At 57.6% G+C, this 17,085-nt stretch carries 16 protein-coding genes and 1 tRNA gene; 14 read left to right on the forward strand and 3 right to left on the reverse strand.

All coding sequences use genetic code 11. The features are described 5' to 3' along the window. The first annotated feature begins 125 nt into the window (after positions 1–125). The 14 genes from VGM18_09415 (at position 126) to VGM18_09480 (ending at position 13,448) form a co-directional block, all read left to right on the forward strand. On the forward strand, positions 126–953 hold the full coding sequence (locus tag VGM18_09415; GenBank protein HEY3973210.1) for a cupin domain-containing protein: 828 nt from the start codon (positions 126–128) through the stop codon (positions 951–953). A 9-nt stretch (positions 954–962) separates the two neighbouring features. Then, positions 963–2,060, forward strand: a complete 1,098-nt coding sequence (locus VGM18_09420) for an ABC transporter substrate-binding protein (GenBank protein ID HEY3973211.1) — start codon at positions 963–965, stop codon at positions 2,058–2,060. 9 nt (positions 2,061–2,069) lie between these two features. After that, entirely contained in the window at positions 2,070–3,179 is a 1,110-nt protein-coding gene (locus tag VGM18_09425; GenBank protein ID HEY3973212.1) for an ABC transporter ATP-binding protein, read from the forward strand. Between the two features lie 20 nt (positions 3,180–3,199). After that, a complete protein-coding gene (locus tag VGM18_09430) occupies positions 3,200–4,048 on the forward strand; it encodes an ABC transporter permease (protein HEY3973213.1) in 849 nt (282 codons plus the stop codon). After that, positions 4,033–4,899 (forward strand): ABC transporter permease, encoded by an 867-nt coding sequence (locus tag VGM18_09435; GenBank protein HEY3973214.1) that lies wholly within the window; start codon positions 4,033–4,035, stop codon positions 4,897–4,899. The genes VGM18_09430 and VGM18_09435 overlap by 16 nt, the downstream gene beginning before the upstream one ends. Then, the gene (locus tag VGM18_09440; protein HEY3973215.1) at positions 4,896–5,717 is read left to right on the forward strand and encodes a glycosyltransferase; all 822 of its coding nucleotides are present in this window, start codon (positions 4,896–4,898) and stop codon (positions 5,715–5,717) included. The genes VGM18_09435 and VGM18_09440 overlap by 4 nt, the downstream gene beginning before the upstream one ends. A 176-nt stretch (positions 5,718–5,893) precedes the next feature. Next, positions 5,894–7,717, forward strand: coding sequence for a translational GTPase TypA (typA, locus tag VGM18_09445; GenBank protein HEY3973216.1), 1,824 nt, complete (start codon positions 5,894–5,896; stop codon positions 7,715–7,717). Further along, positions 7,714–7,980 (forward strand): hypothetical protein, encoded by a 267-nt coding sequence (locus tag VGM18_09450; GenBank protein HEY3973217.1) that lies wholly within the window; start codon positions 7,714–7,716, stop codon positions 7,978–7,980. The genes typA and VGM18_09450 overlap by 4 nt, the downstream gene beginning before the upstream one ends. 171 nt (positions 7,981–8,151) lie before the next feature. After that, positions 8,152–8,514, forward strand: a complete 363-nt coding sequence (locus tag VGM18_09455) for an RNA-binding protein (GenBank protein HEY3973218.1) — start codon at positions 8,152–8,154, stop codon at positions 8,512–8,514. 218 nt (positions 8,515–8,732) lie between these two features. Continuing rightward, positions 8,733–8,809, forward strand: a tRNA-Arg gene (locus VGM18_09460). 106 nt (positions 8,810–8,915) lie between these two features. After that, entirely contained in the window at positions 8,916–10,199 is a 1,284-nt protein-coding gene (locus tag VGM18_09465) for a hypothetical protein (protein HEY3973219.1), read from the forward strand. 417 nt (positions 10,200–10,616) lie between these two features. Continuing rightward, positions 10,617–11,135: a PadR family transcriptional regulator gene (locus VGM18_09470; GenBank protein HEY3973220.1), complete on the forward strand. Its 519-nt coding sequence runs from the start codon at positions 10,617–10,619 to the stop codon at positions 11,133–11,135. Positions 11,136–11,191: 56 nt separating this feature from the next. Next, positions 11,192–11,851, forward strand: coding sequence for a class I SAM-dependent methyltransferase (locus tag VGM18_09475; protein ID HEY3973221.1), 660 nt, complete (start codon positions 11,192–11,194; stop codon positions 11,849–11,851). 544 nt (positions 11,852–12,395) lie between these two features. Then, on the forward strand, positions 12,396–13,448 hold the full coding sequence (locus tag VGM18_09480; protein HEY3973222.1) for a ferrochelatase: 1,053 nt from the start codon (positions 12,396–12,398) through the stop codon (positions 13,446–13,448). A gap of 34 nt (positions 13,449–13,482) precedes the next feature. On the opposite strand, the gene VGM18_09485 is transcribed toward VGM18_09480, so the two are convergent. Genes VGM18_09485 through VGM18_09495 form a run of 3 tightly spaced genes read right to left on the reverse strand, consistent with a single transcriptional unit; the run spans position 13,483 to position 17,082 of the window. Then, positions 13,483–14,151, reverse strand: coding sequence for a cytidylate kinase-like family protein (locus VGM18_09485; GenBank protein ID HEY3973223.1), 669 nt, complete (start codon positions 14,149–14,151; stop codon positions 13,483–13,485). A 34-nt stretch (positions 14,152–14,185) separates the two neighbouring features. Further along, positions 14,186–15,784, reverse strand: a complete 1,599-nt coding sequence (locus tag VGM18_09490; protein HEY3973224.1) for a DHA2 family efflux MFS transporter permease subunit — start codon at positions 15,782–15,784, stop codon at positions 14,186–14,188. Beyond that, positions 15,781–17,082 (reverse strand): HlyD family secretion protein, encoded by a 1,302-nt coding sequence (locus VGM18_09495; protein HEY3973225.1) that lies wholly within the window; start codon positions 17,080–17,082, stop codon positions 15,781–15,783. Before VGM18_09495 ends, VGM18_09490 begins: the two co-directional genes overlap by 4 nt. Between the last annotated feature and the right edge of the window lie 3 nt (positions 17,083–17,085).

Consider the following 17,085-nt stretch of genomic DNA (forward strand, 5'->3'; position numbering starts at 1 on the left):
AAGTTTTTTGCTCTGGAACGACAGCTTGTGCCCAGCCACAACCTTGCTATAATCCCGCAAGGTTAGAGAACAGGTGCGCAAACTGTCAAGGACAAAAAAACGCGTGCTCCCCATAAGAAATTTCAATGAGAACTTCACGCCCGCCGGCGCACGACAGGAACGGCATGGCTGAAACTTATTTGAAGATCGGCGATGTGGCGAAAAAAGTCGGCGTTTCGCCCTCGGTGATCCGCTCCTGGGAGAGCCTTGGCCTGACGCGTCCGCGGCGCACCGAGAGTAAGTATCGGCTCTATTCTTCCGATGATGTGAAGCTGCTGAAGCGTGCGCGCTTCCTGCGCAAAGTTCGCGGACTTAACGCTGCCGCTATCATGCAACTGCTCAAACGCGAAGGCAAAGCGCGTCCGGCAGCAGATGGGAACGCCGGAGCGATCGGCTCTCACTTGCGCCAGCTGCGGGCACAACGGAAGCTTTCCCTGGCGCAGGTGGCGCAGGCCGTCGGCATTTCGGTCGGATTTCTCAGCGCGCTCGAACGTTCGCAAACGAGCGGCTCGGTTGGAACCCTGCGGAAACTCGCCCGCTATTACAAAACCAACATCCTCGATTTCTTCGACGCCAACGGCGCAGCCAGTCGCCAGGTCAAGCCCCGAGAACGCAAAGTACTCGAAGCGGGCGTGGGGGTTCGCATGGAGTTGCTGGCATGGGGCGACACGGTCATGGAGCCGCATTTGTTTCGCATCGCACCGGAAGCCGGCAGTGGCGATCCTTACACGCACGAGGGCGAGGAATTCATTTACGTGTTACGTGGAGATCTTGAGATCGCGGTGAACGGCAAAGAGTATCGACTGAAACCCGGCGACAGCTTCTATTTTGAGAGCGCGACTCCGCACCGGTGGAAGAATCCCGGCCGCAAGGAAACTTGCGTTCTGTGGATCAATACGCCGCCAACATTTTAGGAGGCCAGAATGAATTGGCATCGCCCCCGCAGGTCGAACCCGCATTGGCCGAAAATATCGCATTTGCTGGCGATGGTGGCGGCGATTTTGTGCGTGGGCTCGTGCTCGAAACCAGCCCCGACGCTCAATCTTCTGGTTTGGGAAGGTTATGCCGATCCCTCGTTCATCAAGACGTTCGAAAAGCAAAATCATTGCAAAGTTACGGCGTCGTACATGGGATCGAGCGACGAATTGATGGCCAAACTTCATGGCGGCAGCTCGGGCAATTACGACGTGATTTCGCCCTCGAGCGACGTGGCGGCATCTGTCGTAAGTGCAGGATTGGCCGCTCCGCTCGATCTCACAAAAATTCCCAGCTACAGCCAGCTCTCTCCGCAGTTGACTTTGCTGCCCCTGGTTCGCGGCAAGGGTCAGGTTTACGGCGTGCCCTTCATGTGGGGGCCCGATCCCATCATCTACGACACCACCGCTTTTGCGCAGCCTCCGGATTCCTGGAATGTCTTTTGGGATCCGAAATACAAAGGCAAGGTTTCGGTGTGGGACGATCTTTCCACGGTGTATATGGCAGCGCAGGTTCTCGGCTATGACAGGCCCGATCCGTCGCGTCTCTATAACTTGAGCGACCAGCAACTCGAAGCCGTTAAGAAAAAATTGCTGGAGCTGAAACCGAATGTGCGCAAAATGTGGTCGACTGGCGGAGAGCTGACGAACCTGTTCGAGAGCCACGAAATTGTGATCGCCATGGGCTGGCCGCTCAATACCGCCGATCTGAAGAAAGCGGGTTTCCCTGTCGGCGAAACCATTCCCAAGGAAAACACCACCGGGTGGATCGACCATCTGATGATCACGGCGGGCAGCGAGAATAAGGAACTTGCGCACAAGTTTCTCGAATACATGATTCAGGCGCAGACGCAGAAACTCGTGACCGACAAAACGCATTATGTTCCGGCCAATCCGCAGGCAGGTCGTCTGATGACGCCGGACGAAGTGAAGACGCTGCACCTCGACGATGTGGAGAATTATCAGAAACGCCTTTACTTTTGGCAGAGCGTCCCGCGCCGCGCGAAGTATACGGAAATTTGGAACGACGTAAAGGCCGCGCAATAGTCAGGATTCATGCCCTCTTCCACAACGACCGGCAGCGGGGCGACAACGGCCGGGCAATCCACGGCCAAGCCCACTCTTCTGAGCATCCGCGATGTGGCCAAGATCTTCGGCCGCAACGTGGTGCTGCGCAATGTTTCACTCGAGATCGCTGAGGGAGAATTTCTTACCATCCTCGGCGAGAGCGGTTCGGGAAAGACCACGCTTTTGCGGATCATTGCCGGCTTCGAAGCCGCAACCTCCGGCGAGATCTGGATGGGCTGCGAGCGACTCGATCACCAACCGCCCTACCGTCGCCGCGTAAACACAGTGTTTCAGAGCTACGCCCTCTTCCCGCATCTCACGGTTGAGGAAAACGTTGGCTACGGTTTGAGCGTCGCCAGGCTTCCCGCCGCAGAAATAAAGCAACGCGTCGCCGAAGCTCTCGACAAAGTGAGGATGACGGCTCATGCCAAATCGAAACCCTCAAAGATCAGCGGCGGCCAGCAGCAGCGGGTTGCGCTCGCACGCGCCCTGGTGAACCGTCCACGCCTGCTATTACTCGATGAGCCGCTGTCAGCCCTGGACGCCAACCTCCGCCGCCAGATGCAGGTCGAACTGAAATCGTTGCAGCGCGAAGTCGGCATCGCGTTCGTCTTCGTCACACACGATCAAGAAGAAGCGATGGTCATGTCCGACCGTATTGCCCTGCTGCGTTCCGGCGAACTGGAGCAGGTGGCGACGCCGCGCGAAATTTACACGCGTCCCGCCACGGCGTATGTGGCGCAGTTTATTGGCCATACGAATCTGCTGAGAAGCGAAGTGCGGGGAGGCGTGGCACACTGCGCATCACTGTCGTGGACCACCTCCCTTCCCGACGGACCGGCGATTTTTTCTTTACGTCCCGAGCATATTCGGCTGTCTCAAAAAAAAGCAGATCCAACCCGTGATGCAGTGCACACCGGTGGCCGAGTCCTGCATCAGGCATTTCATGGCGCAACCGAACTGATTCGCGTGGAGTGCGCCGGCGGACTTGTGCTGACAATCCGCACTGCCAGCGGGATTGGCGCGCAGAATGAAATCGACCTTGAATTTTCGCCCGGCGATGCGGTCTTGGTGAAAGACTCTCCGGAAAGAAATTGACGAAAGGATTTTGGAGAAACATGTTCTCCCGAGCCTATAAGACGGCCGTAACCGTCCCGCCGCTGTTGTGGGTGACGGCATTTCTGCTCCTGCCCTACGCGTTGATGTTCTGCTACAGCTTCTGGTCGGTTTCGCCCGAGCAGGCCATCGTGCACTCCTGGAATTTTCAAAACTATAAGGAGCTCTTCCAGAAAGCGGTCTATTGGCAAACTCTGCTGCGCTCCATGTGGATTGCCGCCCGCGTGATGTTATTTTCTCTGCTGCTGGGATACCCGCTCGCCTATTTTCTTTCCTTCTACGCGGGCAAGCGCAAAGATCTTTTCTATCAGTTGGTCATCATTCCTCTTTGGGTTAGCTACCTGGTCCGCGCGTATGCATGGAAGACAATCCTCGGATCCGGCGGCGTGCTCAATACGCTGCTTCAGTATGCCCACCTGACCACCCATCCCCTCGATTTTTTGCTCTATAGCCCTTTCGCTGTGGTGCTGACACTCACGCACATCTACACGCCGTTCGCGATTCTGCCGATTTATGCTGCCCTGGAGCATATCCCGCGCAATCTGGTCGAAGCCTCGCATGACCTGGGTGCGACACCCGCGCAAACGTTTTGGAAAGTAATCTTCCCGCTGTCGATTCCCGGCGTCGTTGCCGGCGCAACTTTCGCCTTCGTTCTAAGCCTTGGCGATTTCCTCGCTCCACTTTTGCTGGGCGGGCCTAGCGGCATCATGATTTCGAATATTGTCGTCAGCCTGTTCGGAGCGGCTTACAACTGGCCACTTGGTGCAGCCATCTCACTCGCCATGCTCGTGATCGTGGCCAGCCTGCTTTTCTTTTCTGAGCGCCTCGAAAAGAAATGGAGCTTTTCGTGACCGGGCAGCCGAGCAGCGAAACCAACATCCCTCGCTCAGGCTGGCTGCAAGTCCACGCAGCCGCGGTCTTTGCATTTCTCTATCTGCCGATCGCAGTGCTGATCCTTTATTCGTTCAACGGCCAAGGCGTCGGCGGATTTCCTCCACATCACCTCACACTCGATTGGTATCGAATTCTCTTCGCCGACAGCGCCATCTGGGATTCGGTGCTCAACAGCCTGCAAGTGGCAATCGCGGCGATCGCCATCTCGCTCACCTTCGGCATACCGGCAGCCTTGGCTCTGGACCGCGCCCAATTTCCCGGCAAGGCGCTGTTTCGTCGTCTGGTGCTGCTCCCGCTGATCTTGCCCGGCATCATCACCGGCCTTTCACTGCTCATGCTCTTCAACGTGGCGGGAGCAAAGCTGAGCCTGATGACGATCATCCTGGGCCACGGCACCGCGTTGATTTCGGTCGCGACCACCGAAGTTTTCGCCGGCCTGCAAAAGCTCGACCGCGCCCAGGAAGAAGCTTCCCTCGACCTGGGTGCAAACTATTGGCAGACCTTTTGGCGGATCACGGTGCCGAATCTGAAGCTGCCGATCATCGGCGCAGCGCTTTTGATTTTCACGCTGTCGATGGACGAGATCGCCGTCAGCTTTTTCCTCATCGGCCGCGACAACACGCTTCCGCTCGAAATCTGGGGCCGACTTCGCCGCGGAATCACCCCGGAGATCAACGCCATCTCGACCATCATTTTTGTGTTTTCGCTGCTGACGATTGTGGTCTGGTACCGCCTGAGAATCCGGAGCGAAGGCCCCGCCGAAGTAGGCATGGAATTACTGGAACCCGCTGAGGTCAAGGCCAAGTGAAAGCGTCAGTCTTGATCGCGGTCTATAACGGGGTGCGTGAACTGGAACTCGTGCTAACCGGCTTCTCCCGTCAATCCTGTAAGGACTTCGAGGTCGTCATCGCCGACGACGGCTCCGGACCGGAGATGCGGGCTTTCGTCGAATCTTTTTCGCAGCGCTCGCCCTTCCCAATCAAATATGTCAGCCAAGCCGACGAAGGATTTCGCAAGTGCAAAATTCTGAATCAGGCGATTCTAGCCTCCTCCGCGCCCTATCTCATCTTCATTGACGCCGATTGCATTCCTCATCCCCGTTTCGTTCAGGCACACCTTGATCATCAGGAGCATGACCACCAGAAGGCTTGTACCGTGCTCTGTGGACGCCGGGTAAACCTGAGCCCAGAGATGTCGCGGAGGCTGACGCCGCAACAGATTCTTGCGGGCGAACTCGATCACCCGACGCCCAGGTTAACCCTTGATGCCCTGTTGGGACGAGCCAGCCATTTGGAGGAAAGCCTCGAAATTCGAAATCGAATTCTACGCAAATGGCTTCATCGGGCCGAACCCGTGCTATTCGGCTGCAACTTTTCCCTCAGCCGCTCTCTGCTCGAAGAAGTCAACGGTTTCAACGAAGACTTCGTCGACTATTGGGGCGAGGACACCGAACTCGGCTATCGCCTGCGCGCCGCCGGTGCGCATCTGGAGTGGGTACGCCACCGCGCCATTCAATACCATCTCCATCACCCGCAACGTTCGAAAGCTGAAAACAGCTGCGCCCTTCTGGAGAGCGCCCGCGTTGAGCGCAGTCCCGTATGCAGCAACGGATTGCGAAAGCTGTGAGTCCAAGAAATCTAATTTAGCAACGTCGTCGCGTGACCTCAGTTCCGCCGGAATCCAGGCATCTTTGCACTTCTCCATCCATAAATTCACCGTCGCATAGTAAAGTAGTAATACGCCGACAATCGGGGCAGGCCGTCCGTTCATATACTCAGGGCAAAGATCAGGAAGGATCCTTTTTGAGTTCAGGCATTCGCAACATCGCCATCATCGCGCACGTCGACCACGGCAAAACGACGTTGGTCGACGCTATGCTGCAACAGAGCGGGACATTTCGCAGCAACGAGCATCATGTCGAACGGGTCATGGACTCGAACGAACTGGAGCGCGAGCGCGGCATCACCATCCTCGCCAAGAACACCGCCATTTTTTATCACGACGTAAAAATCAACATCGTCGATACGCCCGGCCACAGCGACTTCGGCGGCGAGGTCGAGCGTGCTCTCAAAATGGTCGACGGCGTCATGCTCCTCGTTGATGCCAGCGAAGGCCCGCTGCCGCAAACACGCTACGTTCTGAGTAAAGCGCTCGAAGCCAAACTGCCGCCGATTGTCGTCATCAATAAGATCGATCGCGCAGACGCACGACCGCAGGAAGTGCTCAACGAAATCTACGATCTGTTCATCGACCTCGACGCCAAAGAAGAGCAGATCGATTTTCCCGTACTCTACACCAATGCGAAGATCGGCACGGCGACCACCGAAATTAAAGGTGGCGGCGAAGACCTGCGGCCACTTTTCGACGCGATCGTGAAAACTATCCCGGTGCCCAAAGGCGATCCCACCGGTCCTCTGCAAATCCTGGTAGCGAACCTCGATTACAGCGACTACCTCGGCCGCCTCGCCATTGCGCGGGTGTTCAACGGGACCATGCGCACCGGCGAAGAAGTCGGCATCGCCCGCCTCGACGGTACGCTCCACAAAACCAAAATCACGAAACTGTTTTCTTTCTCTGGGCTGAAGCGCACCGACATCACGGAAACCGAATTGGGCGACATTATCGCCGTCGCCGGCGTCGAAGGCATCACGATTGGCGAGACCATCACCAACGCTGAGAACCCCGCGCCCCTGCCGCATATCGCGATCGACGAGCCAACCATCGCGATGGTTTTCACCGTGAACAACTCCCCCTTCGCGGGCAAAGAAGGAACCTACGTGACCTCGCGCAATTTGCGCGAACGCCTGGAAAAAGAACTCCTCACCAACGTTTCTCTGCGCGTCGAAGATATGGGCACCACCGATTCCTTCAAAGTGCTGGGCCGGGGCGAACTGCAACTTTCCATCCTGATTGAAATGATGAGGCGCGAAGGCTACGAGCTCATGGTCGGCAAACCGGAGATTGTCACCAAGAGAATCGACGGCAAGCTGATGGAGCCGGTTGAACATCTCACAGTTGACGTTCCCGAAGATTTCGTTGGCGTAGTCATGGAGCAACTCGGCTCGCGCAAAGGCGAAGTCACCAACATGCACAATCACGGCTACGGCCGCGTGCGCATCGAGTTTCGCGTGCCCAGCCGCGGCCTGATCGGCCTGCGCAGCCAGCTGCTCACCGACACGCGCGGCACCATCGTCATGAACGCACTCTTCGACGGCTACACCGAATGGCAGGGCGAAATTCCTCATCGCCTCACCGGCGCGCTCATCGCCGATCGCGGCGGCGTTTCCACCGCCTACGCTCTCTGGGGATTGCAAGAACGCGGCGAACTTTTCGTCGGACCTGGCGTGGATCTCTACGAGGGAATGCTCATCGGCGAGAACGCCAAAGACACCGACTTGGACGTAAATGCAGTGCGGGAAAAGAAACTCACCAACATGCGCGCATCGACTGCCGACGAGGCCATTCGCCTCGTTCCCTTCCGGCCGTTGAATCTGGAGCAGGCCATCGAATTCATCGCCGACGACGAATTCGTCGAAATCACTCCGAAATCGCTGCGTCTTCGCAAGAAAACATTGCAGTCGAACAAACGCAAGCGAAGTTCGTTTGCAACTGTCGAAGAAGCGTGACGCCGCAACGCAAATCCGGGACGAGCGGCAAGTCCGAAAAGAAGTCTTCTGAAGAGAGGAAGAGCACTCTGCCGCTGCGCATGTTCCTCATTCCTTGCAGTTGCGGGCGGACATTTGCCGTGGCGGAAAATTACGATCGTCAGGGCACAGCGTGGGGCCGCTATCTGGTCTGTCCCGGCTGCGGCAAGCGCCACGATCCCAAGAACCGCCTGCTGCAAATGGGTTTTCACGCCGAAGGATACTGGAAGGTCGACGAGTGTTAACTCTGTGCTCTGACGAACATATTGTCTTCACAGTGATTTAACAAGCCCGTCGGGGAAAACCTGCTATACTGCTCGGCGCATTCGACTGTTCGCCAGCTCCGGTATCGATTTTCAGGAAAGGCCCTCCCGACCTGCCAAGTCCGCCGAATTGCTCGCACTTCCGACAGCTCAATGCAGAGGCAAGACGTGAAGAATATTTTCGTAGGAAATTTGAGCTTCAATACCAACGAGGACGAACTGCGTCAGCTGTTTGAGCCCTTCGGGCAAGTGGACCGCGTAAGCATCATGACCGACCGTGACACGGGACGATCTCGTGGTTTCGGATTCGTAGAAATGACCAGTAACGATGACGGCGAGAAGGCCATCACGGCGTTGAATGGCTCCTCAGTCGGCGGTCGCACCGTGAACGTAAACGAAGCGCGGCCCAAGACCGAGCGCAGCGGCGGAGGCGGCGGTGGTGGCGGCCGCGACCGCGGAGATCGCGGCGGTGGCGGCCGGCGTGACGGCGGCGGCGGCCGGCGCGACCGCTATTAGAAAACAAGAGGACACTTTCCCTGGAAAATCAGACTCAACCGCAGCCGCACGGCTACGATTGATGTGACGCCCGCGGCATCGAAAGCGGGTGATTACGGTCGCCGCGTGTTTGCGAGAGGACCACCGCACAAGCTTAGAGATTTTGGCGATTCGATAGTCGGGGCCCGTCGCCATTGATGCACTTTCATCTATCCATGTAGACTGTATTAGGTCCGTGCGCGCCCGTAGCTCAGCTGGATAGAGCGGTTGCCTCCGGAGCAACAGGTCGGGAGTTCGAATCTCTCCGGGCGCACCATCCCCCAAGTAAACAGCACGCCGCAAAGCCCCAATAAGCCGGCACCACTCTCACTAGTCGGCTGTGCGAAAGCCCCGGAGCCCAGGAGCAAATGCCCAGGAGCAAAATGTCGAAGCCCAATCAATGGCTGAAGCGCGCAGTCCGAGTTCTGCTTACACTCGCATTCGCCGCTTTTCCGATATTCTGCTCGGCTGCCGATGATCCCGCAGCGAGCCTGCATGGGCCCGCTGCGGGCCTCTACCTGAAAGTGCAGCTCGCCTCTCCCTTAAAAATGTCGAGGCTGAAGCCCGGCGACGTGGTGGAAGGCGGTCTATCCAGAGATGTCTATGCGGCTGATCGTAAACTGTTCGCCGCCGGAAGCCGCGTGGGGCTGACGGTCGACCACATGGAAAAGAGAAAGCGCATTCCCAATGACCACTGGCCGTGGGTGGTCAACGCTTTCACGCCTCGCCACGAAAACTATCCCATCTTTCATACCGCTAGCGTGCTCGACGGCGGTCATGAGAGTCCGCTGCAAGTCTCGCTGATTGCGGTGAGTCGCCTGCGTGAAGTTCACGCCAAAACGAAGAAAAATTCAGGCGCCGAAAATGGCGCAGTCGATCTGCTCCCGCCGACCCAGAAGAAATCGCCCGCGCCCACTCTGGTGCTGGAAGCTTTCGGCGTCGAGAACTCTACCGCTTCGGCAAACTTCTCGGCAAGCGCTTCGGAAACCGCGACGGCTGAAGAATCATCTCGACAAGAAGAGTCAAAGATCGCCACTCTCCCCGCCGGCACTCGTTGCAAGATTCTTCTTTTAGGCAGCATTAGCGCCTCGAAGAGCTTGCCCGGAGACGTCGTGCAAGGTCGCCTGCTTGAGCCCGTCCTTCTGAATCAGAAGCTCGTTCTACCGGCCGATAGCCTGTTTGAAGGCAAAGTCATCAAGAAAACCAAGCCCCGCATGTTGAGCCGCGCCGGCTCGCTCTACCTGATCTTCACCCAACTCACTCTGCCCGGCGGAAATCGAATTCCCATCGCGGCGTCCCTCGCCGGAGCAGAATTGGATCGGCGCTCCCACACCCGCATCGACGCGGAAGGTGGCCTGCACGGCGAACGCCCCGGCAACCCGTGGATGGCCATCAACCTCGGCATGAGCGCCGGCCTCGCCAAAGAAGTCGACGACGGGGTTCAAATCGCTATTGAAGCCCTCGTCTCGACCGCCACCGACGCTTCCACCGCAGGCTCTGCGCGCATCGTGTCGACCTGCGTTTCCGGCATCTACCTGGCGACGCGTCATGGCCGCGACGTAGTTCTTCCGCGCTTCACCGAAATGGAAATTTCCCTCGACCGCCCACTCTCGCTGAACCCCACCGCCCCGATCGAAACCCCCACAGCAGTCCTAGGCGCAAAATAGCACACCGATCCCCCTACCTAAGCTGCCGCCGCCGACCTTCGAACTTCCATGAGCCAACGGGTAGCTCGGAATAACGAGAGGGGCGTGTGGACGCGGGCAACACCCGCAAATGACCACGAAAAACCGTTCAAATTGAGTTATTTGGGAACATTCTTGAGACGAGAGCTACGATTTGTATTGCTATAAGATACATCGTACGATATATTGTGAAACATGATTAAACACAACCATTTCAAAGACTCTTCAACATCAGCACGTTTCGATTGCGGCTACAGCCGCGAACACGGTCCCGAACGCGACCAAGAACATGACCGAGGACACGGACGAGAACACGACCGCGAACGCAGCCGAGAACACGCCCGAGGGCACGGCCGTCATCACGGACGCCGCGGATTCCGTCGTGGAGGCCCTGGATTTGTGAGCGACTTCGCCGGCGGCGATTTTCCCGGCGGTCGCAAGCTCGACGCGATCGACATTCAATTGGTGATTCTGGCGTTGCTCGCCGAACAACCAGCGCACGGCTATGAACTGATCAAGACCCTCGAAGAGCGTTCGGGCGGATTCTATACGCCCAGCCCGGGCGTGATTTATCCCGCGCTGACTTACCTGCATGAGATCGGTTACACCAGCGTGGAACAGCAGGGTACGCGGAAGCTTTACAGCATTACACCTGAGGGCAAGGCCCATCTGGAAGCAAATCGCGCGAACGCCGAAGCGATTCTCGAAGCTCTGGCGCGAATTGGTGGACGAATGGAGCAGGTACGCGAAGCGTTCGCTGGCGTGGGCGATTCTGACGGAGGCGCTTCCGACGAAGTGCATCGCGCGCGCCACGCTCTGAAGCACGCGCTGCGCCGTAAACACGGGTGCGATCCCGAGGAAGCGAAGCGGATCGCCAATATTCTCGATCGAGCTGCGACGGAAATACTGGGAAAGTAGGGGGGCCGCAGGCGCTACATCAACACTGAAAGACAGACCAACAGAAAGAGCGATTCATGCCAAATACTTTGCTAAATGAAACCTTCAAGAGCGTAATTCAGGATGAACGCGTCCGCGCGGTAATCGAGCGACTGGAGGCAGAACGTCGCGGCGCGCGGGCCGGCAGTCCGAACGATGACGGTCAAAGCCGGGATCCGTATGACTATGCGGACCGGGGATTCTCAATTCGCCCCGACCAGGGCGACCTGATCTATCTTTTATGCCGCGGAATGCGTGCTACGCGCGTGGTCGAGTTCGCGACTTCGGTCGGAATGTCGACCCTTTATTTCGCGGCAGCTATGCGCGACAACGGCGGCGGTCGCGTGATCGGCTCAGAACTCGTCCCGGCGAAAGTCGCGACCGCGAGGCGTAATCTCAGCGAGGCAAGCCTCGCCGACTATGCAGAAATACGCGAGGGCGATGCGCGGCAAACACTTCGCGATCTGGGAGGTTTGGTGGATTTTGCTTTGATCGACGGCTGGCCGCGCGATGCAGAGCCCTCGCTGGCGCGTGAGGTGATTGAGATCGTCTCTCCACAACTTCGCCTTGGCGGGTACGTGATGAACGACAATGCAGAGCCGGATTTTCTGGAGTTTATTCGCGATCCGGGCAATGGGTTTATTTCGGTGACGCTGCCGCTCAAGAAAGGAACCGAGCTTTCGGTGAAGGTGGCGTAATTCACCGAAGGGCTCCTACCGACGCTTGACGCAGAAGGTAAACCCAATCCCGAAACAACTGTTCATCCAAAAACGGCGTTAGGGAAATTGGCAGCCCCTCGGCCCACAGCCAGAGTCAGGCCATGGTGGCCTGATGGCCCTCCTTGCGGCGCTCTTCGCGCAAGGGTGGGGGGTGGCGGGCAGTTCGACGACCGAGGTTCTCTACAGCCCCTCGGGTGTCAAGCAAAATCGATTCCTTCCTCGCTAACTCATTCTCCCGAAAGCCATTACACTTCCACCTCGCCGCAACAATCCCCTCCGATCCTGTTAAGATAGAAGGAGTCGTGTTCAGCCGCAGCGAGTGTCAATCCCTCAATCCGGACGCACCTTCCAGTATAGCTGCTAACCCCTTATTCCGGAATATTTTGCGTGTAAGTGCTTACCGCTCAATACTTTGCGGACGCGATATCCATATCAAATCGACGCAACTCATTCAGAATCAGTATTTTAACGAAAAATCTTTTCTTTTTTTTTCGGGATATGAATCCGCCCTCGAGCCAACTGAATGAACTACGACGCAATTTTGGTTGTCGCGTTCGGCGGACCGGAATCCACCGAAGACGTGATTCCGTTTCTCGAAAATGTGCTGCGCGGCAGAAATGTTCCGCGCGAGCGCATGCTCTCAGTCGCCGAGCACTATTATCGCTTCGGCGGAAAAAGTCCTATCAACCAGCAGACCCGCGAACTGATTGCCGCGCTTGAGAACGAACTAGCGCAGCACGGCCCGAAATTGCGCGTCTATTGGGGAAACCGCAACTGGCATCCTATGCTGGCGGAAACTCTGCGGCAGATGAAGCAAGATGGCATTCGCCGCGCCCTCGCCTTCGTGACTTCAGCATACAGCTCGTATTCCGGATGCCGACAGTATCGCGAAAATATCATACGGGCCCAAGATGAAGTCGGCGCGCCAGCGCCTGAGATCGAAAAGTTACGCGTGTTCTTCAATCATCCTGGATTCCTCGAGGCCACGGAGGATCGTGTGCGCGATGCGTTCAGGGAAGTACCCGCAGATGCCAGCCAGAACGCTCAGATCGTTTACGTCGCGCACAGCATACCAATGTCGATGGCCAACACTTGTGACTATGTCCGCCAGTTGGAAGAGGTACGCAAGCTGGTCTCCGCGCGGCTGGGCATCGCGAATGACGCTCTTATCTATCAAAGCCGCAGCGGCGCACCCGGCCAGCCATGGCTTGAGCCCGACATTCTCGATTACTTGCGCGAAGTCAAAGCTCGCAACCTGGCGAGCGCCGTCGTCATCGCGCCGATCGGTTTTATTTCCGATCACATGGAGGTGGTGTATGACCTCGACATTGAAGCACGCCAACTGGGCGATTCGCTCGCGCTGCCGATGGCACGCGCAAGAACGGTAGGATTGCATCCCAAGTTCATCGCCATGATTCGTGAACTGATTCTGGAGCGCACCAACCCGGAAACGGAGCGGAGGGCTCTCGGCTCGCTGGGCCCGCGAGCAGACGTTTGCCCGCAGAACTGCTGTCCCGCGCCAGAACGATCGGCGCGTTCGCAAGTCGAGCAAGTAAGATCTGAAAGCGCGACGTAGCGGAGATGCCGTGAATACGTGGATGAGAGAAGTCTTACTTCGACGTCGCCGGAACGGCGGGATGCTCGTAATCGGTCGCTTTCGGACGGCCCTCAACCAGATGCATGGTATCGAGAATAGTCCGGACCACAGGTTCATTCCCTACCGCCGTATTGAGCATGACGTGATAAAGCGAGCGCGTAGGCCAGTCCGCATTGAAATAGTGTTTCACATAGGCGATGCGTTCGCGGTCGACGGAATCAACCAGATCCACAGCCTCTTCTTCGCTGTGCCCCTCCGCCATGATGCGCCGCAGTTTCTCGGCGCGTGGAGCGTAGAGAAAAACGTGGAAGGCGTCGGGATTCTCACGCAGCAGATAGGGCGCGCCCCGGCCTACGATAATCGAATTGCCTTCCCGCGCGATCTTATTCATGACTTCTGACATCATCGACATCATGCGATCAGTATCGAAAACCTGACTCCCCAGGGCCGCGGAATTGCGCTCATAACTGCCGCGCCAGAAGGATTTCGCGAGGCGGTGCAAGCGGCTGTCCCGGCGCTCGTCGCACCGCATCACCGCAGAGGGATCCACATTGGCAACGCGGGCAATTTCTTCGGTCAAACACTGGTCCCACAGCTTCCATCCCAGCTGTTCGGCGAGTTGGGTGGAGATCGCCGCGGCCCCGCAACCAAACTCGCGCTCGATGGTAACGATGCGAAACATGGCCGGTATGGTACGTACTTCCGGTAGTACGTACTTAGTGTACTGCGATTCCGCCGCCGGGCCTCGATTTTTTCATCAGGAACACCATGGGGATCATAGCTGCAATGGCCACGGCGAGAAACATGAAGCAGTCGAGATAGGACAGCATGGAAGCCTGACGGGCAACGGCATTCTGAATAATCGCGTAGGGCACGGAGGAAGATCCAGGAGGCCCACCCCCACGGGACTGGAGCATGATACCGAGCGCGTTCAGTCGTGCTCGAAGCTGCGCATTGCTCGAACTTAAGTGGCTCGACAAGTAAGTGAGATGCGCCTGCGAACGCCGGTCGAGCATGGTGGTAACGATGGAAATGCCCACGCTGCCGCCGATGTTGCGCGCCAGATTCATCAAGCCGGACGCAGCGTTATTCTTGTCGCGTGGCAGGAAGGCGTAGGCCGCCGTGTTGATCGGAACAAAGAGGAACGCCATTCCCGCAGCCTGAATTACACGGGCCATCGCCACTGTCTTAAAGTCAATATCGAGATCGAATCCGGTCATGTGAAACAGTGAGAACGACAACATGACGAGCCCGAACAAGAGCAGCCAGCGCGGGCTATAGCGCGAGAGCAGAAATCCCACCAACGGCAGCAAAATAATGATGGTGAATCCGCCGGGCATAAGAGAAAGACCGGCCTCTTCCGCGGTGTACCCAAGCAGCGTCTGCGAAAACAGGGGCAGCAACAAAGTACTGCCAAGCAGGGCAAAGCCCAGCATGAACATCAACAGATTCGAGACTCCAAAGGTTCGATCCCGGAACAGGTGCAAGTCGATGATGGGATCTTTGTGCCTCCATTCCCAGATGGCGACGAAGATCAACGCGGAGACCGCGATGATCGTAAGCGTAAGAATGAAGTGGGACTCGAACCAGTCATCGCGCTGGCCCTTGTCGAGGACGATCTGCAAAGCGCCCAGGCCTAGAGCAACGAAGCCCAGGCCGACGTAGTCAATCTTGGTCTCGCTGATCTTGCGGCGCCTGAAGTAGGGAGGATCTTGAATCAACCTGGAGGTCAGGAGGATGGAAATGATTCCTACCGGAATGTTGATGAAGAAAATCCAGCGCCAGGTGAAGTTGTCGGTAATCCAGCCGCCGAGAGTGGGACCAATCGCAGGCGCGGTGACGACCGCCATGCCATAGACCGCGAAAGCCATGCCGCGCTTGGCGGGCGGGAAGGTGTCGGCCAGAATCGCCTGTTCGCTGGGCTGGAGACCGCCGCCACCGGCGCCTTGCAGAACGCGGCAAATAATCAGCGTCGCCAGGTTCGGCGCGAGACCACACATAAACGAACTCACGGTAAACAGCGCGACACAGCCCATGTAGAAATTCTTGCGGCCCATGATGGATGACAGCCATCCGCTCAGTGGAAGCACGATCGCGTTCGAAACGAGGTAGGAGGTGAGGACCCAGGTGCTCTCATCCTGTCCGGCGGAGAGACTGCCTGCGATGTGGGGCAGGGCGACGTTAGCGATGGAAGTGTCAAGCACTTCCATGAATGTAGCCAGCGTAACCGTGATGGCGATAATCCACGGATTGACCGCCGGACGCCAGGCGTCGGCCGCCTGATCCGTGCTGACGGTACCCGCCGCTGCACTCATTGGCGAATCCAGACCTTGGGCGTCACCGACATGCCGGGACGCAATTGGTGATCGTTGTTGGCTCCGGGATCAAGCACAATCTTGACCGGAATGCGCTGCACTACTTTCACGTAGTTTCCGGTAGCGTTTTCGGGCGGCAGCAGACTGAAGCGCGCGCCGCTGGCTCCGGCAATGCTATCGACTTTACCGCTGTAGGATCGTCCGTTTGCGTCGACCTCGATAGTCACGCGCTGACCGACTTTCATGTTGCGCAGCTGGGTTTCTTTGAGGTTGGCGGTGATCCAGATGTCGTCGAGATTGATGATCTTCATCAATTCCTGTCCGGGAGCGACGTTCTGCCCGACTTCCACGGTGCGGTCACTCACAACCCCATTCACGGGCGCGGCAATCTTGGTGTACTCCAGATTCAATCGGGCCTGTTCGAGATCGGCTTTTTTGCGCTGCGCTTCGGCTAGGGCGGAGGCGGCTTTGGCCCGCGTTACTTCCATCTGCCGGGGTGCGGTATTGGCGGTACTCCAGTTCGCCTGGGCCTGCACGAGCTTGCCCTGAGCCTGCGTGACCTGCTGTTGGGCCGCGTCGGCACTGGCGCGCGCGGCTTCTACGGTTGCCGCACTGGCCGTGGCCGCGGCGGTGGCCTGATCGTACTGCTGCTGGGAAATCTCCTGTTTCTCGACTAACTGTTTGTAGCGGCCAAGGTCGTTTTGCGCTTTCACATTATTGGCTTCGGCTTCCTGCAATTGCGCTTTGGCGGCTTCGAACTGCTGTTTTGCGACTTGAATCCCAGCGCGGGCGCTATTCACGTCGGCTTCCGTCGCTGAGACCTGGCTCGTTGTGTTGACGGAAGTAATTGGAATGGTCACACCGGCCGCCACGGCAGCGGCCTGAGCATCCTCAAAATCCGCTTTGGCGCGGTCATAGGCAACCTGATAGTCCGCCGGGTCGATCTCTACGAGCACGGTCCCCGCCGCGACGTATTGATTGTCCTGCACGTTAAGCTTGATCACGTGGCCCGAGATGCGAGCGCTTACGGAGTTGACATGGCCGTCGATCTGGGCATCGTCGGTGGATTCGTAGCTGGAAAAATAACGATAGGCAAAGAATCCGGCGACCACGAGAACAATGAGGGCGATCAAGACAGCGATACGAAAACCGGAACTTTGCGTGCGCGAAGGCCTACGGTAATCCTGCTCGCTGGAGGGCAATGGTTTGGTCGTGCTCGCCGGCTGGGCCGTGCTTGCCGGGGCGGACCCAGGGGTTTCGCCTTTATTTCCGACGTCGGGAGTTTGTGTGGTTCCCATAGG

The organism is Candidatus Sulfotelmatobacter sp. (assembly GCA_036500765.1).
Lineage (GTDB): Bacteria > Acidobacteriota > Terriglobia > Terriglobales > Acidobacteriaceae > Sulfotelmatobacter.